General features: G+C 37.8%; 24 protein-coding genes. 13 read left to right on the forward strand and 11 right to left on the reverse strand.

Translation table 11 applies throughout. The features are described 5' to 3' along the window. Window positions 1-7: 7 nt before the first annotated feature. The 6 genes from recQ to JM84_RS03785 form a co-directional block, all read right to left on the reverse strand. On the reverse strand, window positions 8-2,098 hold the full coding sequence (recQ, locus tag JM84_RS03760) for a DNA helicase RecQ (protein WP_144782832.1): 2,091 nt from the start codon (window positions 2,096-2,098) through the stop codon (window positions 8-10). 91 nt (window positions 2,099-2,189) lie between these two features. Beyond that, on the reverse strand, window positions 2,190-3,731 hold the full coding sequence (locus tag JM84_RS03765; RefSeq protein ID WP_144782833.1) for an acyl-CoA carboxylase subunit beta: 1,542 nt from the start codon (window positions 3,729-3,731) through the stop codon (window positions 2,190-2,192). Window positions 3,732-3,734: 3 nt separating this feature from the next. Continuing rightward, on the reverse strand, window positions 3,735-5,186 hold the full coding sequence (gene accC / locus JM84_RS03770; protein WP_261375695.1) for an acetyl-CoA carboxylase biotin carboxylase subunit: 1,452 nt from the start codon (window positions 5,184-5,186) through the stop codon (window positions 3,735-3,737). Next, window positions 5,187-5,681, reverse strand: a complete 495-nt coding sequence (locus tag JM84_RS03775; RefSeq protein WP_144782835.1) for an acetyl-CoA carboxylase biotin carboxyl carrier protein subunit — start codon at window positions 5,679-5,681, stop codon at window positions 5,187-5,189. A 109-nt stretch (window positions 5,682-5,790) separates the two neighbouring features. Continuing rightward, the gene (locus JM84_RS03780) at window positions 5,791-6,129 is read right to left on the reverse strand and encodes a single-stranded DNA-binding protein (RefSeq protein WP_108877702.1); all 339 of its coding nucleotides are present in this window, start codon (window positions 6,127-6,129) and stop codon (window positions 5,791-5,793) included. A gap of 556 nt (window positions 6,130-6,685) precedes the next feature. Then, complete coding sequence (locus JM84_RS03785; RefSeq protein WP_013750393.1) at window positions 6,686-8,917, reverse strand: response regulator; 2,232 nt, start codon at window positions 8,915-8,917, stop codon at window positions 6,686-6,688. A 373-nt stretch (window positions 8,918-9,290) separates the two neighbouring features. On the opposite strand from JM84_RS03785, the gene acs reads away from it, so the two are divergent. Then, window positions 9,291-11,204, forward strand: a complete 1,914-nt coding sequence (gene acs / locus JM84_RS03790; protein ID WP_261375779.1) for an acetate--CoA ligase — start codon at window positions 9,291-9,293, stop codon at window positions 11,202-11,204. Between the two features lie 53 nt (window positions 11,205-11,257). On the opposite strand, the gene JM84_RS15355 is transcribed toward acs, so the two are convergent. After that, the gene (locus JM84_RS15355; protein ID WP_013750391.1) at window positions 11,258-11,401 is read right to left on the reverse strand and encodes a hypothetical protein; all 144 of its coding nucleotides are present in this window, start codon (window positions 11,399-11,401) and stop codon (window positions 11,258-11,260) included. A gap of 282 nt (window positions 11,402-11,683) precedes the next feature. Here JM84_RS15355 and trxA point away from each other — a divergent pair, with 282 nt between their 5' ends. The 9 genes from trxA (at window position 11,684) to JM84_RS03830 (ending at window position 18,766) form a co-directional block, all read left to right on the forward strand. After that, window positions 11,684-11,980: a thioredoxin gene (gene trxA, locus JM84_RS03795; protein ID WP_013750390.1), complete on the forward strand. Its 297-nt coding sequence runs from the start codon at window positions 11,684-11,686 to the stop codon at window positions 11,978-11,980. Next, entirely contained in the window at window positions 11,981-12,583 is a 603-nt protein-coding gene (locus JM84_RS03800; RefSeq protein WP_013750389.1) for a thiamine phosphate synthase, read from the forward strand. 19 nt (window positions 12,584-12,602) lie between these two features. Next, a complete protein-coding gene (locus JM84_RS15360) occupies window positions 12,603-12,767 on the forward strand; it encodes a hypothetical protein (protein ID WP_013750388.1) in 165 nt (54 codons plus the stop codon). A gap of 125 nt (window positions 12,768-12,892) precedes the next feature. Continuing rightward, a complete protein-coding gene (locus JM84_RS03805) occupies window positions 12,893-14,404 on the forward strand; it encodes a carboxypeptidase-like regulatory domain-containing protein (protein WP_013750387.1) in 1,512 nt (503 codons plus the stop codon). A gap of 108 nt (window positions 14,405-14,512) precedes the next feature. Beyond that, a complete protein-coding gene (locus JM84_RS03810) occupies window positions 14,513-15,130 on the forward strand; it encodes a DUF4230 domain-containing protein (protein WP_013750386.1) in 618 nt (205 codons plus the stop codon). Then, window positions 15,130-15,618, forward strand: coding sequence for an AAA family ATPase (locus tag JM84_RS03815; RefSeq protein WP_013750385.1), 489 nt, complete (start codon window positions 15,130-15,132; stop codon window positions 15,616-15,618). The genes JM84_RS03810 and JM84_RS03815 overlap by 1 nt, the downstream gene beginning before the upstream one ends. After that, complete coding sequence (locus JM84_RS03820) at window positions 15,615-15,971, forward strand: MmcQ/YjbR family DNA-binding protein (RefSeq protein ID WP_013750384.1); 357 nt, start codon at window positions 15,615-15,617, stop codon at window positions 15,969-15,971. Before JM84_RS03815 ends, JM84_RS03820 begins: the two co-directional genes overlap by 4 nt. 1 nt (window position 15,972) lies before the next feature. Next, window positions 15,973-17,745 carry a MutS-related protein gene (locus tag JM84_RS03825; protein ID WP_013750383.1) on the forward strand — a complete coding sequence of 591 codons (1,773 nt, stop codon included), beginning with the start codon at window positions 15,973-15,975 and terminating at the stop codon, window positions 17,743-17,745. 19 nt (window positions 17,746-17,764) lie between these two features. Next, entirely contained in the window at window positions 17,765-18,766 is a 1,002-nt protein-coding gene (locus tag JM84_RS03830) for a metal-dependent hydrolase (RefSeq protein ID WP_144782837.1), read from the forward strand. Here JM84_RS03830 and JM84_RS03835 read toward each other — a convergent pair. From JM84_RS03835 to JM84_RS03850, 4 genes are all read right to left on the reverse strand, one after another. After that, window positions 18,763-19,182: a response regulator gene (locus JM84_RS03835; RefSeq protein ID WP_013750381.1), complete on the reverse strand. Its 420-nt coding sequence runs from the start codon at window positions 19,180-19,182 to the stop codon at window positions 18,763-18,765. The genes JM84_RS03830 and JM84_RS03835 overlap by 4 nt on opposite strands. Before the next feature lie 4 nt (window positions 19,183-19,186). Further along, a complete protein-coding gene (locus JM84_RS03840) occupies window positions 19,187-20,599 on the reverse strand; it encodes a sensor histidine kinase (protein WP_013750380.1) in 1,413 nt (470 codons plus the stop codon). Between the two features lie 3 nt (window positions 20,600-20,602). After that, entirely contained in the window at window positions 20,603-21,151 is a 549-nt protein-coding gene (locus JM84_RS03845; RefSeq protein WP_013750379.1) for a response regulator, read from the reverse strand. A gap of 98 nt (window positions 21,152-21,249) precedes the next feature. Then, complete coding sequence (locus JM84_RS03850) at window positions 21,250-22,083, reverse strand: AraC family transcriptional regulator (protein WP_144782839.1); 834 nt, start codon at window positions 22,081-22,083, stop codon at window positions 21,250-21,252. A gap of 133 nt (window positions 22,084-22,216) precedes the next feature. Here JM84_RS03850 and JM84_RS03855 point away from each other — a divergent pair, with 133 nt between their 5' ends. From JM84_RS03855 to JM84_RS03865, 3 genes are read left to right on the forward strand one after another with little or no spacing between them, the layout of a single operon-like run. Continuing rightward, the gene (locus JM84_RS03855; RefSeq protein WP_144782841.1) at window positions 22,217-23,131 is read left to right on the forward strand and encodes a dihydrodipicolinate synthase family protein; all 915 of its coding nucleotides are present in this window, start codon (window positions 22,217-22,219) and stop codon (window positions 23,129-23,131) included. 59 nt (window positions 23,132-23,190) lie between these two features. Further along, window positions 23,191-24,687: an aldehyde dehydrogenase (NADP(+)) gene (locus tag JM84_RS03860; protein ID WP_144782843.1), complete on the forward strand. Its 1,497-nt coding sequence runs from the start codon at window positions 23,191-23,193 to the stop codon at window positions 24,685-24,687. A gap of 6 nt (window positions 24,688-24,693) precedes the next feature. Beyond that, on the forward strand, window positions 24,694-26,406 hold the full coding sequence (locus tag JM84_RS03865) for a DUF885 domain-containing protein (RefSeq protein WP_144782845.1): 1,713 nt from the start codon (window positions 24,694-24,696) through the stop codon (window positions 26,404-26,406). Window positions 26,407-26,411 lie beyond the last annotated feature (5 nt).

Below are 26,411 nucleotides of genomic sequence, written 5' to 3' on the forward strand. Positions count from 1 at the left end.
AAGAAAACTACTTACCTTTTAAATATAAGGCGAGTCTTATTTTCCAATAGGGCATCTCCTCCTTAAAGTATTCATAGAAAGATTTGAGCTTATCTGCGTCTTCTACTTTTAAAATGGCGTCGTGTACCTGCTTTACTTCTACAGGCTGTATAAACTGGTAAAAATCTACCTCCATACCTTCTTCATGTAACTTCATCAAGTGATTGTACACAGAGCCTATAGTGAGTTTACGGGTCTCTGCAATTTCTTCTAGAGAAAGGCCTTGCTGGATGAGTTTTTTAGTCTCTAGATACGTTTTGCTACCGCTTTTAGGTTTTGGTTTTTGGACATGCTCTTTAATGACCTTTATAAAATCTGCGCCATATTTTTCCATCTTTGCTTGTCCCACACCTTGAATGTCTAAAAACTGCTTTTGAGTCACAGGTTCTTGATCTTCCATATCCTTAAGAGAAGCATCAGAAAATACGATATATGCAGCCACATTTGCATCTCTAGCAAGCTCTGAGCGTAGTTCGCGTAATTTTTCAAAGAGCGTTCCTTTTGGTTTTTTAGGTTTGCGTTCTTTGGTAACAGGTTCGGTTTTAACCTTGGTGAGTTTAGCCAGTTGTATGTTTTTTCCGTCGTATAAAACTTCTTTAGCAAGTGGGGTGAGTAATAATCTTCCGCTTTCGCGAAAGCGTATTTCTAACAACCCTTGATTAATAAGTTGCACAATATATTGCTGAAGGTCTCTCCAGGGAACATCTTTTGCGGCTCCGTATGTTTTTATTTCTTGATAGCCTTTGTCATATACTTGAGCGTTTTGCGAACCTCGTAAAACGTCAATTACGGTACCCATCGCTTCTTTTTGTTGCATACGAGCAACGCCCGAAAGTACTTTTTGAGCAAGTACAGTACCGTCAAAATATGCCGGCGGACTGTTGCAAATGTCACAGTTTCCGCAATCTTCAGAGAGAAACTCACCAAAGTAGTTGATAAGCACTTTTCGTCTACAACTCAGCGCTTCTGCATACTGTTGCATGCGGTCAAGCTTAGCCATTTGGTAGTCGGCATTTTTTGCTCCGTCTATAAACTGTCTTAGCTGTAGGGTGTCTGCATAACTATAAAAAAGTAAGGTGTGAGCAGGTAAGCCATCACGTCCAGCACGACCTATTTCTTGATAATATCCTTCAAGATTTTTAGGCATGTTGTAGTGGATCACCCATCGCACGTTACTCTTATCTATTCCCATACCAAAGGCGATGGTAGCACAAATTATGGGCGTCGTATCATTTATAAAATCTTCTTGAACTTTTGAACGTTGCTCTGCGTGCATCCCTGCGTGGTATGCAGCCGCTTTATAACCGTTAGCTTGTAGTTTGGCAGCTAGAGACTCCGTACTTTTTCTAGAAAGGCAGTAAATGATACCACTTTCTCCAGGGTGCTCTTCAAGGAAATCAAGAATTTGATCATTACGTTTTTGGCCAGGTCTTACGTCCAGATAGAGGTTAGGTCTATCAAAGGAAGAAACATATTTTTTTGCATTGCTTATGCCTAATTGGTCTGCAATATCATCTTGTGTTGATCTGTCTGCTGTTGCGGTAAGGGCAATAAGTGGTACTTGTGGAAAGCGTCTTTTTAGATAGCCTAGTTGCGTGTATGCAGGTCTAAAATCGTGACCCCATGATGAGATACAGTGTGCTTCATCTATGGCGATTAATGAAATGGTTGCGGCATTAAGTGCTCCGTCTAACACTTGTAAGCTCTCAGGAGCAACATAAATGAGGTCTATGGCGCCGCTTTGTAAATCTGCTAATACTTGCTGAGTTTCTTCTAGAGGTTGTGTGCTATTGTAGTAGGCTGCTTTTATGCCGTTTGCACGTAGCGCATCTACCTGATCTTTCATTAAGGCAATGAGAGGTGAGATTACAAGAGCAACTCCATCTAGCGCAAGTGCGGGCAATTGAAAACACATGGATTTACCACCACCAGTAGGCATAATAACAAGTGCGTCATCTCCACGACACACAGATTCAATAATTTCTTGCTGGTTAGGGCGGAAATTATCGTAGCCAAAATGAGTTTTTAAAAGGGAGTGTAATTCTTGTGTTGCAACCATCTTACAAAGTTATTAATACCAATTAAAAGAGGCGCTTATTAAAGCGCCTCTTTATACAGCAATGATGTATTTATTTTTCTTAAATAAGACGCTATAAAGGAATGTTACCGTGCTTCTTCTTAGGAAGCTCCACCTTTTTGTTTTCTAGCATACTAAATGCTTTGATGAGTTTGCGTCTTGTGTCTTGTGGCATAATCACTTCGTCTATAAATCCACGTTGTGCGGCACGATAAGGGTTTGCAAACTTCTCTGCATACTCACTTTCTTTTTCAAGTAGTTTTTCTTCAGGATTATCTGCTGCGCTTATTTCTTTTCTAAAGATAATCTCGCTGGCTCCTTTTGCACCCATAACTGCTATCTCAGCACTAGGCCATGCATAGTTAAGGTCTGCACCTATGTGCTTAGAGTTCATTACATCATAAGCGCCACCATATGCTTTTCTTGTAATTACCGTTACTCTTGGTACGGTTGCCTCACTGAGTGCGTATAATAACTTTGCTCCGTTTGTAATAATACCATTCCATTCCTGATCTGTACCCGGAAGGAAACCTGGAACATCTACAAGAACAAGCAACGGAATATTGAAACAGTCACAGAATCTTGTAAAACGAGCAGCTTTCTTTGAGCTATCTACATCTAGCACTCCGGCAAGAAACATAGGCTGATTTGCAACGATACCTACACTACGACCCCCTAAACGAGCAAAACCTACAATGATATTCTCAGCATAGTCTTTATGGATCTCATAGAAAGAATCCTCATCTATAATACCCGTAATGACCTCGTGCATATCATAAGGCTTGTTTGCACTATCTGGGATAATAGTTGCAAGCTGGTCACGCACTTCATCCTTAAGTGTAAACGGTAAATTCTTAGGTGTCTCCGTATTATTTTGCGGCAAGTAGCTCAATAAAGATTTAAGATCTTCAAGACATTGTGCGTCGTTTGAAGAGGTGATATGTGCCACACCAGATTTTGAGCCGTGCGTACTTGCGCCACCTAGTTCTTCTGAGGTTACTTCTTCATTAGTCACTGTTTTTACAACGTTAGGTCCCGTTACAAACATGTAGCTAGTGTTCTCTACCATCATAGTAAAGTCTGTCATTGCTGGAGAGTATACTGCTCCACCCGCACAAGGTCCCATAATAGCCGAGATTTGCGGAATCACACCAGACGCTTGCACATTGCGGTAAAAGATATCTGCATAACCTCCTAGTGAGCGTACACCTTCTTGTATACGTGCCCCACCAGAATCATTGAGCCCTATTAATGGAACTCCAGTTTTCATAGCGAGATCCATGATTTTACAAATTTTCTCGGCGTGTGTCTCAGAGAGTGCACCTCCAAAAACCGTAAAGTCTTGTGCAAATAAATAAATCAAACGACCATTTACAGTACCATAACCAGTAACTACACCATCTCCATAATAAATCTCGTTTTCCATACCAAAATCTGTAGTACGGTGTGTAACAAGAATACCTATTTCTTCAAAAGAGCCATCGTCTAGTAAGTAGTGTATGCGTTCTCTAGCAGTAAGTTTCTTTTTCTCGTGCTGCTTGTCTATACGTTTCTGACCGCCACCTAAGTGAGCGAGTTCAATTTTTTCGTTAAGCGTTTTTATGTTAGCATCCATAGGTTATACAGTTGGTAGGCGTAAGATATTTTGTTCTTTAATATGTTGTTTGAGAGCGATAAGAGCAGCAATACGTGCTTCTTCCTTAAACCCTTCTTTTAAAGCTTCTGGAGAATAATAATTTTTTACAAAATGCGTATCAAAATTTCCAGAGCGGAAGGCATCATGCTCGCAAACAAATTTTCCAAAAGGAAGTGTAGTTTGTACACCTTCTATTTTATAATCATCTATTGCTTTAGAGAGTAACTCTATTGCTTCTTCACGTGTAGGTGCATAAACAATAAGCTTAGAAAGCATAGGGTCATAATAGATAGGAATATCCATTCCTTGTTCAAATCCATTATCAACACGTATACCTTCTCCTTCTGGGAGTATGTAAGTCGATAAATTTCCTACGCTAGGTAAGAAGTCATTGAGAGGATCTTCTGCATATACACGTAATTCTAATGCGTGTCCTTTAATGCTGAGGTCTTCTTGAGCGATAGATAGCTTCTCACCACGAGCAACGCGTATTTGTAACTCAACAAGATCTGTACCTGAGATAAGTTCGGTTACTGGGTGTTCTACTTGTAATCGAGTATTCATTTCTAAGAAATAGAAATTATGTTGATCGTCCAGCAAGAACTCAACGGTACCTGCGCCGCGATAGTTACATGCTTTTGCCACCTTTATTGCAGCTTGCCCCATTTCTTCTCGTAGTTGCGGAGTAAGGACTACAGATGGAGCTTCCTCTACCACTTTCTGGTGACGACGCTGGATGCTACATTCACGTTCAAAGAGGTGAATCACATTACCGTGATTATCTGCCATTACTTGAATCTCAATGTGTCTAGGTGATGCAACATATTTTTCTATAAAAACAGATCCATCGCCAAAGGCTGCAGTCGCCTCACTAATAGCTGTACTCATTTGTGATGCTAGTTCGCTGTCTTTTTCTACCACGCGCATCCCTTTTCCGCCACCTCCGGCAGAGGCTTTTATGAGAATAGGGTATCCTATTTCGGCAGCGATTGCTTTTGCTTTTTCTACATCTGTGATGGCTTCATCAATACCTGGTACCATAGGGATATCATATGCTTTTACAGCTTCTTTGGCTGCGAGCTTACTTCCCATGATTTCTATTGCGTGTGCCTCTGGGCCTATGAAGATCATTTGTGCTTCTGTTACCGCTTTCGCGAAAGCGGAATTCTCACTTAAAAATCCGTAGCCAGGGTGGATTGCATCTACGTTAAGTTCTTGAGCAACTTTTATGATTTTATCACCTAGTAAATAGGACTCTGATGAAGGCGCATTACCCACGCAAACGGCCTCGTCTGCATAGCGCACGTGTGGTGCATTACGGTCTACAGTAGAATAAATGGCTACTGTTTTAATACCCATTTTCTTAGCCGTACGAATTACCCTAATGGCTATCTCACCACGGTTTGCAATTAATATTTTCTTTATAGTTTTCATCTATTTTTCTTCTTCAAATTCTACAAGTAATTGCCCTTTATCTACCGCGTCATCCTTTACAACATGCACGGCCTTGATAACTCCGTCTGTATGGGATACAAAGCTGTTTTCCATTTTCATGGCGCTTAGAATCACTAGCGTGTCACCTTCTTTTACTTCTTGACCAGCAGAGACCTGCACATCAATAATAAGACCGGGCATAGGAGAAATGAGATTGTTGAGCTGCTTTGAACCTCCTACCGTGAAGCCCATCTCTTTAATAAGAATGTCAATTTCGTCTTTGATAACAACTTCATAATTGTTGCTATTTACCTGAATGTTGTACGTCTTTTTGCTGAAATCTGAAGAGACTACAGTTGCTTTAAAAGAAGAATTATCCTCCAGAATATGGTGAGAATTCTGAGAGGTGTTTACCGCATCTAGTTGAGATAGTTGGTCACGAGAAACCTCGAACTCATGCTCCTCGTTTACGGTGGTTTTATAGGTGTTGCTCATCGCTTGTATTTTAAGATATAAATATACGTAATTACGATATTGTTATCCTAGAGCAAATAAAATAAGAAAAGGCGCTCGTGAGAGCGCCTTTGTTGTCAAAAATGTAATATTAATTGTTTTTGCTAAGCATCAATAACTCGTTGCAAACAATCTCTGTCATATATCTTTTTATGCCATCCTTATCTTCCCAAGAGCGGTTAGTAAGTTTTCCTTCTATCGCGATTTCTTGTCCCTTCTGGATGTAGCTTTCTACTACTTTAACAAGACCACCGCGTACTACTATGTTGTGCCAGTATGCACGTTCTACTTTCTGTCCATTCTTGTCTTTATAAGAATCATCTGTTGCCATAGAGAACTTGGCAATTTTATTTCCGTCTGGAAATGTTGTGATTTCGGGTTCTTGACCTAGTCTTCCAATTAACTGTACTTTGTTGCGTAATGCGTTCATAATAATGTGTTTTTCTTGAGTAGGTTAAGCCTACCAAATTGAGTTATATTTCTTTATCGAGCCGTTCTCGAGAAAATCATTTGTTCTTAGTGAGTGAATTATAACAACCACTTGTAAATAAGAACACTGCAAATATGCGACAGCTTATAATCCCTAGCCGACTTTTAAACGTTTACTTACGTTTATAGTCGTTTGTAAGTATTTGTAAACGTTTAAAAACGTTTTAATATACTGAATTAGAGTGTGTTGTGGTTTTTGGTGTTTGTTGAGTTAGAACTGCTTGTTTTAGAGAATTTTTAGAAGAATAGAGGTTAATTGCTTGGTATAGAGTGAAGAAGAGACTTGGATATCCTTAAAAACTTGATGATTTTTAAAATCTTTTAGAGGATTAGTTATTGAAAAACACCCTCTTTCTAACAACATTCAGGCTAGAAGAAAACTTAAATGAAAGAGCCATTTTCGCGAAAGCGGAAAGAGTAAAATAACCCATATTATAAGTAGGTCAGATTCTATAAGAAGTAAATAAGGAAGTTAAGTGAAATGTATATCTCACCCATTACGTGGAGCTATACATTAAGAGCATGTCTAAAAGAATTTCTGTCTTATAGGGTTTAAGTATGCTATTATTAATGCCGTGTTTTGTTAGTTCTTTATTCCCATCTTTATAACTGGTGGCTGTAAGAGCAATGATGGGAGTTATGCTGTCAAACTTTCTTATAACAATGCTGGCATCAATACCGTTCATTACAGGCATATTGATATCCATTAATATGAAATCATAGGCATTATTCTTTACTGCGCTCACAGCTTGTTGTCCATTACTGGCACTTTCGTTTTTTATACCGTATTGTTCAAGTACCTTTTTAGTTACTAGTTGGTTGATACTGTTATCGTCCACGATAAGTACTTTTTTGCCTTTGAGACGTTCGTAGCTTGAGATATCTGATTGGACTTCTAGGTAGGAGTTAGATCCAGTTTCTAAGTCAATTGTAAATGAAAAAGTAGATCCTTTATTTGGACTGCTTACAAGTGATAATTTACTCCCTAGAATGTGCAAAATTTTCTTTACAATAGGAAGACCTAGGCCTGTACCTTGATGGTCTGAACTGGCCCCTACTTGAGCAAACTCAGTAAATATTTTTGCTTGTTCTTCTTTGGCAATGCCTTGTCCTGTGTCTGCTATACTAAAGAGAATACTGTTTACATCTTTATTCTTTTCTTGTAGTGTTGCTTTTATGGTGATTGTGCCATCCTCTGTAAACTTGCTGGCATTACTCGATAAGTTCATGAGGACTTGAGAGATTTTAGTTTTATCGCCCAGTAAGGTGTCTGGAATATTAGGGTCAATAATCACCTTTGTAGTGTTATTGTTTTTCTTATTTATAAACTCAAGAGTTTGTACTATATGAGGTATTAATTTATGTAGTCTAAAGTTAGTCTTCTGGACGCGCTCGCCTTCTTTTGAGGCAAACTTATTTAAGCTCAATATGTCATTTACGAGTGCTAGGAGATAGTCAGCAGAAAATTTTAAGGATTTTAAATCTTCCTTATGATTTTTGAGCGCTGGGTCTTCAAGAAATACAGAAGAAAGTCCTATTATTCCATAAAGCGGAGTTCTTAACTCGTGACTTACAGTAGAAAGGAATTTGGTATTGCTTCTGGCTAACTTTTGAGATTTCTTTTTGGCTTGTAGATATTGTTTGTTTTTTGATTTTAAATTCTCAAGAAGCCTTTTTCGTTTTTTTCTGCCGCGTAACAGTAATCCTATAAATAATAGCAAGATAGCTGCTAGCACAAGTGAGGTTCTTAAAAGTAATTTATCCTCATCAGCCTTTTGAAGTGCGAGCTCATTTTCTAATTTTGAAGCTCGTAGTTCTTGTTTAAATTTATTGAGATTAAAGCGAGAAGTAGCATTTTTTTGCTGCTTTATCTTGTTTGCTTCATATCTCTTTTCGACGAGTACATCATAGATTTTTCGTATGTTATTTACTTGCTCGAAGTTACCTAAGCTTTCATAGGCTTTCATTAAGTTTTTATAATTATCAATCTTGTAATTGTCATCTTGCTCATCACCAGCGACCTCCATAGAGTAGTTAATTGCATTAATTGCCTCTTTGGGTTTGTTTTGTAATAGGTAGATAGAACTTTGAACGTGGTAGACAGTTCCCTCAAAGTTGTTTTTCCTCCCATTAAAGTCATCTTTTGTAAGCAATTCCTTTGCTTGGTTTAGATAATATTCTGCTTCATTTGGCTGTTCTTTAATTACGTATAGTTCAGCTAGGTTATTATTTGCAATAAAATCAACTAGAATGCTATTCTCAATTTCTGGGCTTATGGCGAGTGCTTCTTCAAAATAAGTGATTGCCTTGTCTGGATCTTTCTCAAAAAAAGTGTTGCCTAGATTTGTAAGATTTCTTGCCAAATTAAAGGTGTCATTAGACTTTTTATTTTCCTCTATGGCGTTATTAAAAAGATCTTCGGCACCCTGAAAATTGTCTACTTGTATAAATGCATTTCCTAGAATACTTCTTAAACGAGATGTAGTGATAGGTGATTTGACTCTCTTAGCGTTATCTAGAAGGTGTGGTACAACCTCAATAACTTTTTCATAACTGGACTCATTAAATAAGGCAAGTATGGTAGGCATCAGAGAGTCTATCTCTGCTACGGTGAATTGCTTTTCTTTTATTAATAAGATTTCTTCTTGAGAGATTGTCTCTTGACTGTAGGATTTAAAAGAGTATACAGTACTTAAAACAACTAGCAGTAGTATGGTTAGTCTAGTCATAAATATTGATTTGGGAATTAAAATTTAAGCAAATGTCCCTAGAGTAGTTGTTATATTATAAAATGTATGCAATTAGCTAATAATGTTCTTTTAATCTTTAAAATACTACTTTTCGTCGATTATTTAAGATATTTAATGAGTTTTTTGTTTATCAAGATTGATTTTAAATTTTTTGTAAGCTGGTAATTATCAGTATTGAATAATTTTCATATTATAAAAAAGCTCTCTGTTGTACATTTATAGCTTGACTAGTTAAAATTTTATATTTATAGCAGATTGTGATGGGAGTTGTCTTTGGTGCGCTTTCGCGAAAGCGTTAAATGTTTTCATTATTAGCCTCATACTCTATATCTTTTATCAATCAAATAGATACATAATGAGTAATTACCACATAAAAGGTCTAGAAGAGTATTTTCAAGTCTACCGAAAGTCTGTAGACAAGCCTGAGCAATTCTGGGAAGAAATTGCCGAAGAAAACTTTGTCTGGCGTAAGCGCTGGGATACCGTATTAGATTGGGATTTTAAAAAGCCAGAAGTAAAATGGTTTGATGGAGCCCAATTAAATATTACAGAAAATTGTCTCGATAGACATCTCTACGCTCGTGGTGATAAAACAGCATTGCTCTTTGAGCCAAATAATCCTGATGATCCTGCCGAACATATTACTTATAAAGACCTTCATGAGCGCGTGTGCAAGTTTGCAAATGTGCTTAAGGCTAAAGGTGTGACACGCGGTGATCGCGTGTGTATTTATGTACCCATGATACCAGAACTTGCGGTATCTATGCTTGCATGTGCGCGTATAGGAGCAGTACACTCTGTGGTATTTGCTGGTTTTTCTAGTACTGCATTAAGTACTCGTATTAATGATGCAAGCTGTAAAATGGTTATTACGAGTGATGGCTCATACCGAGGTAATAAAACGATTGACCTTAAAAGTATTGTAGATGATGCATTAGAAAATACTCCATCTGTTCAGAGCGTACTTGTTGTTAAGCGCACTGGTGGCAATGTAGTAATGAAAGAGGGGCGTGATGAATGGATAGCACCACTGTTAAAGGAAGCATCAACAGAATGCCTTGCAGAAACTATGGAAGCAGAGGATTCTTTGTTCATTTTATACACTTCTGGGTCTACAGGCCAACCTAAGGGGATGTTGCACACTACCGCTGGATATATGGTGTATAGTGCATATACGTTTAAAAATGTATTTCAATATAGAGAAGATGATGTGTACTGGTGTAGTGCAGATATAGGATGGATTACTGGGCACAGTTATATTGTCTACGGGCCACTTGCAAATGGTGCTACCTCTGTACTTTATGAGGGAGTTCCAAGTTTTCCAGACTGGGGACGCTTTTGGGAAATAATAGATAAACATCAAGTAAACCAATTTTATACAGCACCCACAGCGATAAGAGCACTTGCAAAGGAGAATTTGAGTTATGTGGAGAAGTATGATTTATCATCTCTTAAAGTATTAGGAACCGTAGGCGAACCCATAAATGAGGAAGCCTGGCACTGGTATAATGACAATATAGGAAAGAAAAAATGTCCAATTGTTGATAGCTGGTTTCAAACGGAAAACGGTGGGATTATGATCAGTCCTATACCATTTGCAACACCTACAATACCCACATTTGCAACCTTGCCATTACCAGGAATACAACCCTGTTTAATGGACGAACAAGGCAAAGAAATCAAAGGAAACCAAGTAGAGGGAAGGTTGTGCATTAAATTTCCATGGCCTAGCATAGCTAGAACGATATGGGGAGATCACAAAAGGTATAAAGACACGTATTTTTCGGCATTTGATAATATGTATTTTACTGGAGATGGCGCTTTAAGAGATGCGACAGGTTATTATAGAATCACGGGACGTGTAGATGATGTCATTATCGTTTCTGGTCACAACTTAGGTACAGCACCTATAGAAGATGCTATTAATGAACATCCAGCTGTTGCCGAAAGTGCTATTGTAGGTTTTCCTCATGCTATTAAAGGAAATGCTTTGTATGGTTATGTAACCTTAAAGGAATCTGGAGAAGGACGTGACCACGACAATTTACGCAAGGAGATTAACCAGCTTATCACAGAAAAAATAGGACCGATTGCTAAGCTGAATAAAATCCAATTTACAAACGGATTACCTAAAACGAGATCTGGTAAAATCATGCGTCGCATACTACGTAAGATTGCCTGTGGAGATGGAGATAATCTAGGCGATATAAGTACGCTACTTAATCCCGAGGTGGTGAAGAGCGTAAAAGACAACGTACAATTATAAAATAACAAACCCCGAAGATTATTTCTTCGGGGTTTCATATATATAGTAAGTGATTAACTCTTTAGATTATCTCGTGGCTGGGTAAACTCTTTTTTATCCTTTACCTGATTATTAATCTCTTTGCCGTGAGTTGCCTCTAGATTAATCGCTTGTTCTTTCTTGCTTGTTTTCTCTGGATTAGGTGTTGTATTACTCATGATTATAATTTTAATGTTCACTTAAAGATAATTTGAAACTAGTCTTTTACAGAAGCAATTAATAAACCTTAACCATCCATTGTTAAAAAATGTGAACAGTGGTGCTTGAAGATTAGAGCTGTAGGTGTGAGTGGTTTTGAGAGAGTTTGTTGATTCAAAAATGTGCTAATTTGGATATTAAGGAACACACATCAAAAACGACTAAGGTTATAAATCTCTTAAAGCCATTATTGGTACAGAGGTATTTTATTATATTTCAATAAATCTAAAATATACACAACGATGAAATCATCCTTTTTTGATATAATCCAATCTGAAACTCCTGTCTTAGTAGACTTTTATGCAACATGGTGCGGGCCTTGTAAAACACTAGGACCTATTCTAGAACAAGTAAAAGACGAGCTAGGTGATCAAGTAAAAATTGTAAAAATAGATGTAGATAAAAATCAGCCGCTTGCTGCTCAATATAATGTGCGAGGAGTACCTACCATGATTCTTTATAAAGCAGGAAAGCAGGTGTGGAGACAATCTGGAGTGCTAGAGAAAAATACTATCATTGATGTTGTAAAAACTGCATAGATGATCATATTAATTTCTCCTGAGGAAACGAGTGAAAACGAGATTGCCACACTGCATCAACTATTTGAAGCTGGGCTATCTCATTTTCATCTTAGAAAACCAAATGCGAGTCTTGATGATCACATAGCATACCTGAATATGGTTAATGCTACGTATCATAATCGTATAATGACGCATAACTTTCATAAAGAGCTGTGTAATCAGTTTAACATTATGGGTGTGCATCTAGAGGAAGCGATGTGGAGAGCCCAAGGTGATCGTCTAGAAGCCTATGTGAACTCATTTACCAGCAAAGATAATAGCGTATCTTCCTCGTACCACGAGCCAGAAGATCTTGCATCGCAAGCAGTACGTTTTGCGTATACATTATTAAGTCCTGTGTTTTCGGCAATTTCTAAGAGTGATATGCAAGGAAGAGGTTTTGATGTGCGTCACATCAATAAAGATATTGTAGGTATGGGAGGAATAAATGCAACTACTACTCCAGAAGCACTAAAACTTGGCTTCAAAGGTGTAGGAGCTCTAGGTGGTGTGTGGAATGCAGATAATCCTGTAGCAGCATTTATTGAGATGAAAAATGCTTTCGCGAAAGCGAATACCTAACCTTTACTATATTTGCACCATGGCAAAACGAGGAACTCCTAAAAACACGAAAAATAAAGCTAAGCATTCTAAGCTTATGGATCGTAAGAAAAAGAAAGAGCGCGAGAAGAGAGACGCTAGTGAAGCGCGATTACTCGAAGCAAAAGAAAAGATGAAAGCTCTTAAAGAGAAAGAAGAAGAATAACAACAGCGTCCAGATGGGCGCTTTTTTAGTTTTAGAGCGTAACATATTGACAATTAAGACGTCATTTTAATAGTTTAGACAACCATTTTAATTTTTCTAGCGTCTATATATTAAATAACCATCTTATGACGACACTTATAAAATTCATTCTCACATTACTTACAATAACCTGCGCTACTACAGCGGTAGCACAATCTTATAGTGTAACCGTAATTGATGAAAGGACTAAAGAGGCCATACCTTTTGCGACTGTAAAATTATCTAAAAACACAGGCACAATCACAAATGAAGAAGGCATCTTTACTCTTGGAGAGCATAAGCTATCTACACTTAGGGACTCTGTGTATATCTCATCTATGGGATATGAAGAGGTGGCTATTTTTCCTAAGAAAGTCATGGATACCATTATATCGCTGCGTGTGAAAACAAACGAACTAGATAATGTGTTTCTTACAAATAATCCGCTAGATGCAGAGGAGATTATAGAGCGCGTTAAAGAGAATATTGCTATCAATTATCCCAATGCACTCACTGAGAAAAAAATATTCTTCAGACAGTCTGAGTCAGATCGTATTGATAAAATGGATATCGAAGTAGAAAAAACGACTATTCCAGAATTTAACCAAGTCTTTATGGATAGTCTAGTGGGGTCTGTCGCAAAGAAGAGTGATTACTACAGTGAGTCTGTAGGAACACTTTCTGGAAATTATGACAATCAAAAGCTCGTTATAGATAAAGCCGCAAAGCTCTACGACAAAACTAAAGAAAATGTAGGGGTGGAGAGTTTTGGAAAAAGGCTTGAAGAAATTATTGAGAAAAATGTAAAAGCAGATTCTTACTTTAAAATAAAATCTGGAATCATAGGTACCACTATTGAAGTAGATGACTCTACAAAAATGGGCAGTTCAAATGGCGGACTTAAAATAGAGGTAGATACAGAGCAAGAAGAAAATGACAAGGAGAAAGCCATTACAGAAAGTATAAAATCTGACCTTTCTGATCTGTTTGAGGCTATGTTTTATAAGGAGGATACAAAGCTTGACTTCTTAACAAAATCCAATCGCTATCAGTTTACTAAAAGAGAATTTACGGCAATAGGTGATGATATTGTTTATGTAATAGACTTTGAACCTAAGGGAAGAAAAGATTTTAAGGGAACCCTTTATATAAATACTGATGACTTTGCAGTAATGCGACTAGAATATGAAAATGTGCGTAAGCTGTCAAGTTTTGGGATGTTTGGTATAAGCTACAAGAAGTACTTGTATAAGGGTAAAAGCATCTATGCAAAAGATGATAATGGTGGTTACTCATTGCGATTTATGGAGATAGAAAACGGAGAACGCGTTGGTATAGATAGGCCTTTAAAAATCATTGAAAAAAACAAAAATGTAGGAGGTCGCCGAAAGCAAAATGAAGTAGCGATGGAGATTGAAATAGCAAACACTAGCTATTCAAAAAAGGAGCTCGTTGTTTTTAGCACCACAAGTATTGATCAAAGTACGTATGATGCTGTAGAAGAAATTAAAGAGATGGAGGCAACATACTTGTCTAATTATGATCCTGATTTCTGGAAAGGGTATACCATTATGGAGCCTAATGCGGCAATACAAAGCTTTAAGTCTGAGAGTAAATAATAGACTAGCTTAAAGATTCTTGATATTAAATTATGATGCCAGTATCCCATTGTGGTTACTGGCATTTTATATGGTGAAGTCTTTGAGGGCTTTTAGTATCTTTACTTTATGGAATTAGTATTTATAGGGCTCGCCGTAGGAGCGATACTCTCTTATTTTGTATTTAACTTTATATCTGGAAAATCTAAAACGCCAGATGCTCAAGCACAATCTGTTGTGCTTATGGAGCGTATAAGAACGGTGTGTAAATTTATCACCGTAGAAGGCGACTTTGCAGAGATATATCACTACGAAAGTTTAAAAAATAAATGGATGAACCTGCTCTTAGGTTCAAAAAAGGCTATTGTCCTCATAGATGCAAAAGCACACATAGGTTTTGACCTTACTAAGATTAAAATGGAGGCAGATGATAAGAATAGAACCATAAAACTATTTGATTTCCCAGAGCCAGAACTACTATCTGTAGAGACAGATTTTAAGTATTATGATAAGAAAGAAGGGTGGGCAAACCCTTTTACAAGCACAGATCTTACAGAGATAAATAGAGAGGCAAAGCAACACATACGCGATAAAATCCCACAGAGCGGACTCTTTGAGGAAGCAAAAACACAGGCGCTAGAAACAGTACAGTTAATGCAAAAGCTTGTAGAAACTATAGGGTGGAAATTAGACTACTCATCGCTAGAAATACCTGCGAGTAAAGAGCCTAAGAAAATTGAATCTTAGTGATATATCTCATTACTGGAAATACAGGAGCTGGAAAAACTACGTATTCATTAAATCTTAAAAAAAGCGTTAATGGTGTCTTATTTTCCATTGATAACTGGAATAAAACATTATTTCTAGATGATAAACAAGAGACAGACGGAGTTGACTGGTTTTTAGAACGCATCGCACGTAGCGACCAGATGATTCAATCACTAGTATTACAGCTTGAAGAGGCTGATACTCCCGCAATTTTAGATTTGGGTTTTGCAAAGCGAGATAGAAGGGAACGTTTTTACGCTTTCGCGAAAGCGCACCAAATACCATTCGAGCTCCATTTTCTAGATATTGATAAGGAAGTGAGAAAAGAAAGAGTACAACAGCGCAATCAAGAGCAAGGAGCCACCTACGAATTTGACGTTTCGGAAGAAGATTTTGAATTTATGGAAACTTGGTTTGAGCCGCCTGTAGAAGATGAACTCATAGAAGCAACAATAATTACCAAGTGAATATAGAATCGTTTAGAACATATTGCCTTGATAAAAAAGGAGTGACGGAAGAATTTCCTTTTGATGCAGACACCTTAGTTTTTAAGGTGATGGGTAAAATGTTTGCACTTTGCTCTTTGAAACGAATTCCACTTTCGGCAAATTTAAAATGTGATCCAGATCAAGCTGTCATTTTGAGAGAGACTCACGATGGAGCTATCATTCCTGGATGGCATATGAATAAAACTCACTGGAATACCTGTGTTCTAGAAGAGTTGCCGTCGCAATTACTAGCAGAGCTTATTGATCATTCTTACAATCTGGTCGTATCAAAAATGACAAAAAAACAACAAGCCGAACTTGCGGCTCTATAATATGACAGCACCTACAGCCTTCTATGAAGGACAAATTAAAACATATCAGAAAGAATTATCTGAGATTAAAAGGAAACTTAATATTTCAAGTACCATAAGACTTGTAGTGTTCTTAGCTACAGGAGCAAGTGTGTACTTTACTTTAGGTAACACACAATTACTTATGGGTTGTATAATCGCAGGTATTATTTCTTTTTTATTACTTGTGAGTCGGCACAGCCAGTTGCAGCACAAGCGTGATCTTTCTAAAGCACTTCTAGAGCGCAATGAGACAGAATTAAAAGTACTAAGTAGGGATTTTTATGACCTGCCAGATGGGGGTGAATTTCATAATCCAGAGCATGTGTTTAGCCAAGATATAGACCTTTTTGGGCGTGGCTCCTTCTTTCAGTACTTCAATAGGACAGCCCTTGATAGTGGTTCTTCAAAGCTTGCTTCCATGCTTCTTTCAAATGATATTGATGGAATATCACAAAAGCAAGAAGCTGTAAAAGAGTTAGGCGAGCTGCCAGAATGGAGACAACTATTTAGTGCGATAGCATCATTAGTCACCACAGACATTTCTGCAGACAGTGTGCTCGTGTGGTTAAAAGAGTACACCTCTTTTGTGCCTAAACAAATGAAACTTATCTCACGTATATTTTCTGTAATCTCATTACTTACGCTTGGAGCTTATTTTATAGGATTTATTGCTGGATGGTGGGTGTTTGTAGTGTTTGGGATAGGTTTATTAATAAGCGGCAGGTTCTTTGGTAGAATCAATATGCTCTCTGCACATACAGGTAAGATTCAAACCACATTTACACAATATGCGAGCTTATTATCTAGAATAGAAGAGCAAGAATTTACAAGTGATTTGCTAGTAAATAAGCGTAAAATGGTCATTACATCAGAGCAATCAAGTTCGTCCATTTTGAGAGCTTTTTCAAAACATCTGGACGCACTTGATCAGCGTAACAATTTTATAATTGGACTCATATCTAATGGATTTTTTCTTAGAGATTTAAGTATTGTACACAACATCGAAGGGTGGATTGCAACACATCGCGATGCAGTAGAAGATTGGTTTGAAGTAATCGCTTTTTTTGATGCTTATAACAGTTTAGGAAATTATGCTTTTAATCATCAAGCTCATGTATTTCCAGAGATTACAGAAACTGGAACTACACTAGTTACCACTGGAGCAGCGCATCCTCTTCTAGATCCCAAAACGGCTGTGCGTAATGATATCACTATAAAAAACGATGAGTTCTTTATCATCACAGGCGCAAATATGGCTGGTAAAAGTACCTTCTTAAGAACGGTAGCTCTGCAAATTGTGATGGGCAATGTTGGCTTGCCCATATTTGCAACGAGCGCTTCATATACGCCTATAAAGTTAATTACTAGTATGCGCACCACAGATAGCCTTACAGATGATGAGAGTTACTTTTTTAGCGAACTCAAACGTCTTAAGTTTATTGTAGATCAGATAGAAACAGATCGTTACTTTATCATCTTAGATGAAATTTTAAAAGGAACCAATAGTACAGATAAGGCAGAGGGTTCTCGCAAGTTTATAGATAAACTTGTAGGTGCTGGAGCTACTGGTATTATTGCCACGCATGACCTAAGTTTATGTGAGGCGGCAAATGATCTTAAAGAGGTGAAGAACTACTACTTTGACGCACAAATAATAAACGACGAGCTCTTTTTTGATTACACTTTTAAAGAAGGTATCTGCCAGAATATGAATGCTAGTTTCTTATTGAAGAAAATGGGGATTGTGGTATAATAGTATTTAATAAGTTTGTATGGATAGTTTAACTCAGATAGTCCTTGGTGCCGCAGTAGGCGAGGCGGTACTTGGTAAAAAGATAGGTAATAGAGCAATGCTCTGGGGAGCCGTAGCGGGTACCATACCAGATCTTGATATAGTATGGAGATATCTTACAGATACTATCACGGCGACCGAGATGCACCGTGGCTTTAGCCATAGTATTGTATTTTCTATTCTCGCAGCACCCTTGCTTGGATGGCTTGTTCATCAGCTCAAGAAAAGATCAGATGTAGGATGGCAAGGATGGTCAAAGCTTTTTTTCTGGGGTCTTTTTACACATCCATTGCTAGATGCCTTTACTACATGGGGAACACAAATATTTTGGCCATTTAACTGGAGAGTAGCTTTTAATAGCATCTTTGTTATAGATCCATTGTATACCGTGCCTTTCTTAATATGTGTTCTTATTGCAGCTACTAGAAAATGTGGTACGCTTTCGCGAAAGCGTACTAACAACCTTGGCATTTACATAAGCACTGCATATTTATTATTAACGGTTGTAATAAAGTATATCGCACATCAAAAGGGGGTTCAAAATCTTGAGCAGCAGCAAATAGCATATACTCAAATTTCAACGCGTCCAGCCCCAATGAATACTGTGTTGTGGAATATAAACGTAGATGCAGGTGAAAATTATCTTATAGGTGATTACTCTCTGCTTGACTCCAAGCCTATTACTTTTAAGGCATATCCTAAAAAGCGCTCAGAAAGTGAAGCGCTTATCAATACGTCAGAAGTACAAAGGCTTATAACCATTTCTGAAGGATGGTATATTTTAGAAAGAAATCAAAATGAGTGGATTTATAATGACCTCCGCTTTGGACTTATCACTATAGATCCAGATAATCCTCAGTTTGTTTTTAGATACATGCTAGAGGAAAATAATGGTACCATCACCGCCACAGAAGATCGCCCAGACACGTCAAACATGGATGCCGTTTTGGGTAATCTATGGACAAGGATTAAAGGGAATTAATCGTCAAAACGTCCTGGAAATTGCTCTTTTAAAATTTTAAGAAGATTTTCTTGAGTAAGCGGTTTGTTATCAAAATGTTGCAATAGGTCATACTTTTCGGCCTTCTTTTTATCTACTGGAGATGTAGAGGTCGTAAGCATCGCAATCACTACTCCTGCTTTTTGCACATCTTCTAAGTCTTCATAATGCTCTAAAAATTCGAAACCATCCATGCCTGGCATATTGATGTCTAAGAAAATAAGATCAGGACGTGGGTAATCTTCATCTATAAGAGTTTTAAGATAAGTAAGTCCTTCCTCGCCAGAATATTTGATAGTCACTTTTGCAGTCACTTGTGCCTTTTTTATTACACGTGAGTGTACAAAATTATCAGACTCAGAATCATCTATAAGTAATATCTCTCTTAGTGGTTGCATACTATTATTTTTTTAAAGTAAATGTAAATGTGCTGCCCTCACCTACGGTAGATGCAACACTTATTTTTCCCTTGTGTAATTCTACAATTTTTTGACAGAAGGCAAGACCTATACCTGTTCCTTCATATTCTTTTGCACTGTGGAGGCGTGTAAACATATTAAATACCTTATCTAAGTGCTCTTTTTTAATACCTAATCCGTTATCAGAAATTTTAAACGTATAATATAGTCTCGAGTCGCTTACACTTATATGAATTTTTGGAGAGCGTTCTGGAGGAGTAAACTTGATGGCATTTGTTATTAAGTTTACAAAAAGCTGTCGTAATTCTACAGGATAACCAGATACCGTAGGGAGTGTGTCCTTAGTAATAACTGTTCCACTCTCTTCTATACGAGTGCCTAAGTCTGCATTAATATCGTTTAAAAGTTTATTGAGGTCTATTTTTGAACGCGTCCCAGAGCGGCCCAGTCTACTATAATTGAGTAAGCCGGTAATCAGACTTTTCATACGTGCCGTAGCCCCTTTTATAAAGTTAAAATATGTGCCAGCCTCACCGTCTAATTTCTCACCATAATCTTCTTCAAAAAGCGCGATAAAGTTATCTACCGTGCGCAGGGGTTCTTGCAAATCGTGAGAGGCTATATAGGCAAACTGGTTGAGCTGTTTGTTCTTGTCTTCCATCTGGTGAATGAGATCTTCATTCATTTCCATTTGAGCTTCTTTGAGAGCAATTTCTTGATCTCGAGAATGCACTAACTCTATTAGAGCGTCATTATTTTCTGCAAGTTTTATGAAGAGTGGTATAAGCCTTTTTCTTACAGCATATACGTTATATAGCATTAATAACAGGGCTATTGACAATGCAATGAGACTTAAGACGTAAATAGTGTCGTATGTAGACTTACGCTCAAGAAGGAGTGCGTTTTCCTCAATAAGCATAATATCACGCATATTATTAATAGCATCTATAAGTCTTAATGTTTCTGTTCTTCCGGTGCGTTTTCTATTTTCTTCTGGAGTACGGAGGACATAATTCTCCATATTGTTATCCATACCCAATACGCGCTCATTTACCAGTGCTTCAAACTTTCTTAAGTTTTCTTGCTGAGAAGGGTTATCTAGCGTCTTTTTTTTGAGTTGATCAATCTCACCTCTCAATTTCGCTATTTGAACTTTGTAATCAATACGGTATTCCGGGTCTTTACTAATTAAATACCCTCGTAGCATACTCTCAGCTTTCAATAATGTCTCAGATACATTGTGTATTTGAGTGGTTGTTTCATTTGCGTGAACAATCCATTTTTGAGAATACTGTGACGCGAGATATAAGAGCGTAACTAAAACAATTACAGCAAGCGTCGAAAAAAAACTTAAGTAAAGAGACCTGACTATATTTTTAGATTCAGTAGTATCCATAGATTATTTTATGGATAAAAATTTGAGAACTTTGTCTTTAAGTGATTCTATTGCTTCCTTGTGCTCGTAAGCTTCAAAGTCATGATGACGCAAGTAATCTGTAAGCTCGCGCTCTCTAGCATCTTTTTCACGTTGTCTTTCTAAACGTGTGATAAGCTCTTGCTTTTCTGAAATAAATTTCTCAAAAAGCGGTTGTAGTTTTTGTTGTAAATTTTGAAGATTTTCTTTCAAGAAAAATCCAGAAGCACCTTGTAAGATAAGCTCTGCTGCTTTCTCTTCATTGTTGAGGTTTCCTGTAATAATAATCACAGGGATCTCACTATTAAATTCCTTGACTTGTTTAATCACATCAAACCCAGTAAATCCCTCAAGATTAAAGTCACTTACCACGATGTCTGGTAAAAACTGTTTGAGAGCTACAGCAAGTGAAAGCTCTTTGTCTGAGATGCTGATTTCAACATTGTTACAAAAGCGTTTAATCTGTTTTTGTACGAGAAAAGCATCAGATACTAGGTCTTCTACAATAAGTATGCGTAGTGGAGTATCAATCATTTTGGTTAGTCTAGGTTGTTTATGTAAAGATATGAGATATTATATCGTAGGTTTCTTAACATTTTTATAAATATCTAAGAAAGGAAAAATAGAAATAATTACGATCTATCCTTGTCTCTATAGGCGCTAGGAGTGATTTTCATCAATTTTTTAAAGCTTTTATTAAAATGCGACAAGGTCTTATAACCGCAGCGATCTGCAACATCTGCTATAGAAATTTCTTGTTGAGCCTCTAGTAAGGAGCAAGCATGTGCAATGCGAACTTCAGTAAGAAAGCTAAAATATGACTTATTGGTACGCTGTTTAAAATACTTGCAAAAGCTATGAGGCGTCATAGATGTTAAGGATGCGAGATCATTTAAATGCACCTCTCGTCTGTAATTTGCTAGTGTAAAGTCAAAGATTGCGCTCATGCGTTTTCCATCTTTTTCGGAAATATGACGTTCATAAATAAACGTTGAGAGTGAGATGCTTTTCTTGATTTTCAAGACAGTAATTAGGTCTATAAAATGCCCTAATCTATGCATTCCTTGAGCCGTGTTTATATGCTGGAATAAAGAGGCAATTTCAGGAGTGATAGATGTTTTAAATCCCGCTTTCGCAAAAGCGTTAAAATCCGCAATACCTTTTCCTTCTTCTAGTTGTAAAAATATATCGCCAAAAGATATTGTACTAAAAAATACAGAATACATCAAGCAATCTGCAGTGTCACTATTAAATACGTGGGGCTGAAAGCTGCCTAAAACAATCACCTCTCCAGCCGAAAATGAATGAACAGTATCTCCTGCCACTAGAGTTCCCGTTCCTTTCTTAATGTAGCTTATTTGGATTTCCTCATGATGATGGAGTGCATTGTATAATACACCTTGATCTACTTGAAATAGAATAGCAGCATTGCTAGGCTTCGGAATTTTAAAAGGAAGTACACGCATATTTAAAGGTACTTTTTTGTTTTAAATAATTAGCAAGTCAAATTAATTTGGATAATATACTATTAGTGATGGATAAAACAGTATTTAATCTTAGGCTTATAGCGCCATTATCTTTGACCAAAATAATATCATTATGAGTATAGAATGGAGAGGTGTCATGCCTGCGGTCACGACAAAATTCACAAAAAAAGACGAGCTGGATCTTGACATGTTTGCTGTAAACATCAAAGCCCAACTTGACGCGGGAGTGCACGGTATTGTACTAGGTGGCACACTAGGGGAGGCAAGTACTCTAGAAGATCATGAAAAGCGCACACTTACTACGGAGACGGTAAAACTTGTAAATGGTAGCGTACCGGTTATGATAAATATTGCGGAGCAATCTACAAAAGTAGCCATCGCTGCCGCACAGAAAGCTGAGGAAGATGGAGCAAGTGGCCTTATGATGCTTCCTCCTATGAGATATAATGCAGGAGATGCCGAAGTGGTTACTTATTTTCAAGATGTTGCAAGTAGTACTAGCTTACCTATCATGATTTATAATAATCCTGTAGATTATAAAATAGAGGTCACTCTTAACATGTTTGAGACCTTGCTAAAACATGATAATATTCAAGCTGTAAAAGAAAGTACTCGCGATATTTCCAATGTAACACGCATTAAAAATAACTTTGGAGATAGGCTTAAAATAATGACTGGCGTTGATACACTAGCGCTAGAGTCATTGTTGATGGGAGCAGATGGCTGGGTCGCAGGTTTAGTATGTGCTTTTCCAGCAGAGACTGTAGCAATATACGAGCTGCAAAAGGCTGGTAGAATTAAAGAAGCAATTGAGATTTATCGCTGGTTCTTACCACTACTAGAATTAGATATAAATCCTAAACTGGTGCAAAACATAAAACTTGCAGAAGTCCACACTGGAATAGGGACAGAGAATGTGCGTAAACCTAGACTGACACTTTCTGGAGATGAGAGAGAACATGTCTTGCAAGTAATAAAAAGTGGACTGGCTAGTAGACCTTCCTTACCTAATTATAGAAATTTATAATGCTACAGATAAGATCATTGTTTAAGTATTGCTCTGCATCAGCAAAAAATTAAAGTATTATGATTACAGGAAAAAATCAAATAGGTTTTACACAAAGCGCTACGGGTAGTGTGACTTATAAAACTATAAATCCTCTACTAAATAAGGAAAATCCAACCGTATTTTACGAGGCTACTCAACAAGAAATAAACACTGCTTGTGCGCTTGCTCACAAAGCCTTTCACTCCTACAGTCAAATAAAGGGAAGTAAACGCGCAAGCTTTTTAAATGCTATTGCAGATGAGGTAGAGGCTTTAGGCGCTAGTCTTACAGATATATATATTCAAGAAAGTGGCCTTCCAGAAGGTAGAGCACAAGGAGAACTAGGTCGAACATTAGGACAGCTTAGAATGTTTGCCGAGTTAGTGTCACAAGACAAATGGCGCAATCCAATAGGAGTCGGTAACTCCAGCGGACTTAAAAAAGCATTGATTCCTATAGGGCCTGTGGTAGTTTTTGGGGCTAGTAATTTTCCGCTGGCTTTTTCTACGGCTGGTGGTGATACTGCAAGTGCGCTTGCAGCTGGATGTCCTGTTATTGTAAAATCTCACTCTATGCATTCTGGTACAGGAGAGATGGTGGCAACTGCTATTATAAAAGCTGCACAAAAAACAGGAATGCCAGAGGGTGTTTTTTCTAATCTTAATAGTGCGGGTATTGAAGTAGGAGAGCAACTCGTAAAACACACGGCAATAAAAGCAGTTGGATTTACGGGTAGTCATACTGGTGGTCGTGCACTGTACAATCTCGCGGCACAAAGAGATACTCCTATTCCAGTTTTTGCAGAGATGGGAAGTATTAATCCAGTGATTATAACGCAGGAGGCTTTAGAAAGTAGAGGCTCTCAAATAGCCGAAACATATGCAGGTTCTATTACGCAAGGTGTAGGCCAGTTTTGTACAAATCCAGGACTAATTATTACCGTTGCTAGTGATGAAGCTCAAGCTTTTGTAAATGATCTAGCAAATAATCTGAGTAAGGTAGATGAAGGGTGTATGTTGCATCCACGTATACAATCTGGATTTACTAGCGGAGAGAAAGAAATGGCAAAAGTACCTGAAGTCACTTTTGTGATGAGTACTAATAGCAGTAAAGAAAACCATGCAGCTCCCACACTGGCGGTAGTAAATGGAGTAGATTTTATAAAAAATTCTCAGTTGCACAAAGAAGTTTTTGGTCCCTTTTCTATGGTTGTGCTTGCAAAAGATGAAGCAGAACAGTTAGCGATTATAAAAAATCTAGAAGGGCAGCTTACGGCTACTCTTATTGCTCAAGATGAAGAGGTTGCCACATTACAAGATATTACACTAGCTTTACAAGACAAGGTAGGTCGCATCATTTACAACGGAGTTCCCACAGGAGTTGCGGTAGAAGATGGCATGACACACGGAGGACCATATCCAGCAAGTACAGATAGTCGCTTTACGGCGGTAGGAAATCATAGTATTTTGCGTTGGGTGAGACCTTTTAGTTTTCAAGACTTTCCTTCGGCGCTGTTGCCAGATTATCTAAAATAATATTTTATGAAGCATATAATTATACTGCTTGTTTTCTGTATTTCAATAAATGTTTGCGCTCAGAATTCTTCGGAGCAGCTTGCAAAAATTATAGAAGATAGTCAGGAGTTCAAGTGGCAAGATGATTTAGCAGATGAGCATCCTATGGGTGTATTTTCAAAAGAACGGTTTGAAAAGGAGTCCGCTTTCGCGAAAGCACAACTTAAAAAACTACAAGCTATATCATCAGAAACATTGTCTGAGACGGAGCGTATATCTCTAGAACTCTTGAAGTTTAAACTTCAGGAGACGGTAGATTATTATGAATACGAAAGTTACCTAAACCCGCTGTTGTCAGACTCGGGTTTCCACAGTAGTTGGAACTATATGGTGCGTCCCATAAGTACGTATAAGCAAGCGGTTTCATACCTCAATAAGCTGAAAGCGTTACCAGAAGTAGTAGATCAATATTTACCATTATTGAGAGAGGGAGTAGAAAAAGGTGTCTCGCAGCCGCGCGTAATATTTAATGGATATGAGAGTACGTATGATTCACAAATCGTAGCTAATTATAAAGATAGCTTCTATTATGGACCATTCTTAAACTTACCAAGTTCAATCAAAGGCGCGCAAAGAGATTCGTTATTGGTAGCCGCTAGAAGCGCCATTGAGAAGCAAGTGATTCCATCTTTTGAACGTGTAAAAACATTTTTTGAATCAGAATACCTCCCAAAAACGCGTACAACACTTGGAGTTTCAGAAACACCCAATGGAAAAGCATATTATCAAAACAGAATAAACTATTACACCACCCTAGATATCACTGCAGATGAGGTGCATAACAAAGGACTCGCTGAAGTTGCGCGCATTAAAGCCGAAATGGAACAAATCATTGAGGAAGTAAAATTCGAAGGATCCTTTGCAGATTTTTTACAGTTTCTGCGTACAGATAAACAATTTTATGCTACCTCTCCAGAGGAACTGCTTATGATTGCTCGCGACATGGCAAAAAGAGCAGATGCTCAGTTACCTCGATTTTTTAAAACCTTACCTCGCAAACCATACGGAGTGGCGCCAGTACCGGATGCAATTGCTCCAAAGTATACAACAGGACGATATGTAGGTAGTGCAAAAGGAAGCACAAATCCTGGATACTACTGGGTAAACACCTATGATTTACCTAGTCGTCCGGTGTATGTGCTGCCATCACTTACAGTTCATGAAGCCGTTCCTGGGCATCACTTACAAGGATCGCTTAATCAAGAGCTGGGGGATAGCATTCCAACATTTAGAAAAAATATGTATGTAAATGCATATGGAGAGGGATGGGGATTGTATTGTGAATACCTCGCTGCCGAAATGGGAATGTATACAACACCGTATGAACGTTTTGGACAACTTACTTATGAGATGTGGCGTGCTTGCAGACTTGTGGTAGATACTGGATTACATGCAAAAGGATGGACAAGGGAGCAAGTGGTAAATTATATGTCTGAAAACACAGCGCTTTCCATACATGAAATTAATACGGAGACAGATAGGTATATCTCATGGCCAGGACAAGCGCTTGCTTATAAAATGGGCGAACTCAAAATAAGAGAATTAAGAACACTAGCAGAGAAAGAGCTAGGTGCTAAGTTTGACATTAGAGAATTCCATGAGATCATCTTAGAGCAAGGAACGGTAACACTCGCTATACTTGATAGACGAGTGAAACACTGGATTGAGAAAAATAGTTAGCACCT

Origin of the sequence: Dokdonia sp. Hel_I_63, assembly GCF_007827285.1 — a bacterium.
GTDB lineage: Bacteria > Bacteroidota > Bacteroidia > Flavobacteriales > Flavobacteriaceae > Dokdonia.

Bases quoted from the DNA above. Each gene is read 5' to 3' on its own strand.
- recQ (WP_144782832.1), bottom strand. From the start codon at position 2,098: ATGGTTGCAACACAAGAATTACACTCCCTTTTAAAAACTCATTTTGGC.
- JM84_RS03765 (WP_144782833.1), bottom strand. From the start codon at position 3,731: ATGGATGCTAACATAAAAACGCTTAACGAAAAAATTGAACTCGCTCAC.
- accC (WP_261375695.1), bottom strand. From the start codon at position 5,186: ATGAAAACTATAAAGAAAATATTAATTGCAAACCGTGGTGAGATAGCC.
- JM84_RS03775 (WP_144782835.1), bottom strand. From the start codon at position 5,681: ATGAGCAACACCTATAAAACCACCGTAAACGAGGAGCATGAGTTCGAG.
- JM84_RS03780 (WP_108877702.1), bottom strand. From the start codon at position 6,129: ATGAACGCATTACGCAACAAAGTACAGTTAATTGGAAGACTAGGTCAA.
- JM84_RS03785 (WP_013750393.1), bottom strand. From the start codon at position 8,917: ATGACTAGACTAACCATACTACTGCTAGTTGTTTTAAGTACTGTATAC.
- JM84_RS15355 (WP_013750391.1), bottom strand. From the start codon at position 11,401: ATGAGTAATACAACACCTAATCCAGAGAAAACAAGCAAGAAAGAACAA.
- trxA (WP_013750390.1), top strand. From the start codon at position 11,684: ATGAAATCATCCTTTTTTGATATAATCCAATCTGAAACTCCTGTCTTA.
- JM84_RS03800 (WP_013750389.1), top strand. From the start codon at position 11,981: ATGATCATATTAATTTCTCCTGAGGAAACGAGTGAAAACGAGATTGCC.
- JM84_RS15360 (WP_013750388.1), top strand. From the start codon at position 12,603: ATGGCAAAACGAGGAACTCCTAAAAACACGAAAAATAAAGCTAAGCAT.
- JM84_RS03805 (WP_013750387.1), top strand. From the start codon at position 12,893: ATGACGACACTTATAAAATTCATTCTCACATTACTTACAATAACCTGC.
- JM84_RS03810 (WP_013750386.1), top strand. From the start codon at position 14,513: ATGGAATTAGTATTTATAGGGCTCGCCGTAGGAGCGATACTCTCTTAT.
- JM84_RS03825 (WP_013750383.1), top strand. From the start codon at position 15,973: ATGACAGCACCTACAGCCTTCTATGAAGGACAAATTAAAACATATCAG.
- JM84_RS03830 (WP_144782837.1), top strand. From the start codon at position 17,765: ATGGATAGTTTAACTCAGATAGTCCTTGGTGCCGCAGTAGGCGAGGCG.
- JM84_RS03835 (WP_013750381.1), bottom strand. From the start codon at position 19,182: ATGCAACCACTAAGAGAGATATTACTTATAGATGATTCTGAGTCTGAT.
- JM84_RS03840 (WP_013750380.1), bottom strand. From the start codon at position 20,599: ATGGATACTACTGAATCTAAAAATATAGTCAGGTCTCTTTACTTAAGT.
- JM84_RS03845 (WP_013750379.1), bottom strand. From the start codon at position 21,151: ATGATTGATACTCCACTACGCATACTTATTGTAGAAGACCTAGTATCT.
- JM84_RS03850 (WP_144782839.1), bottom strand. From the start codon at position 22,083: ATGCGTGTACTTCCTTTTAAAATTCCGAAGCCTAGCAATGCTGCTATT.
- JM84_RS03855 (WP_144782841.1), top strand. From the start codon at position 22,217: ATGAGTATAGAATGGAGAGGTGTCATGCCTGCGGTCACGACAAAATTC.
- JM84_RS03860 (WP_144782843.1), top strand. From the start codon at position 23,191: ATGATTACAGGAAAAAATCAAATAGGTTTTACACAAAGCGCTACGGGT.
- JM84_RS03865 (WP_144782845.1), top strand. From the start codon at position 24,694: ATGAAGCATATAATTATACTGCTTGTTTTCTGTATTTCAATAAATGTT.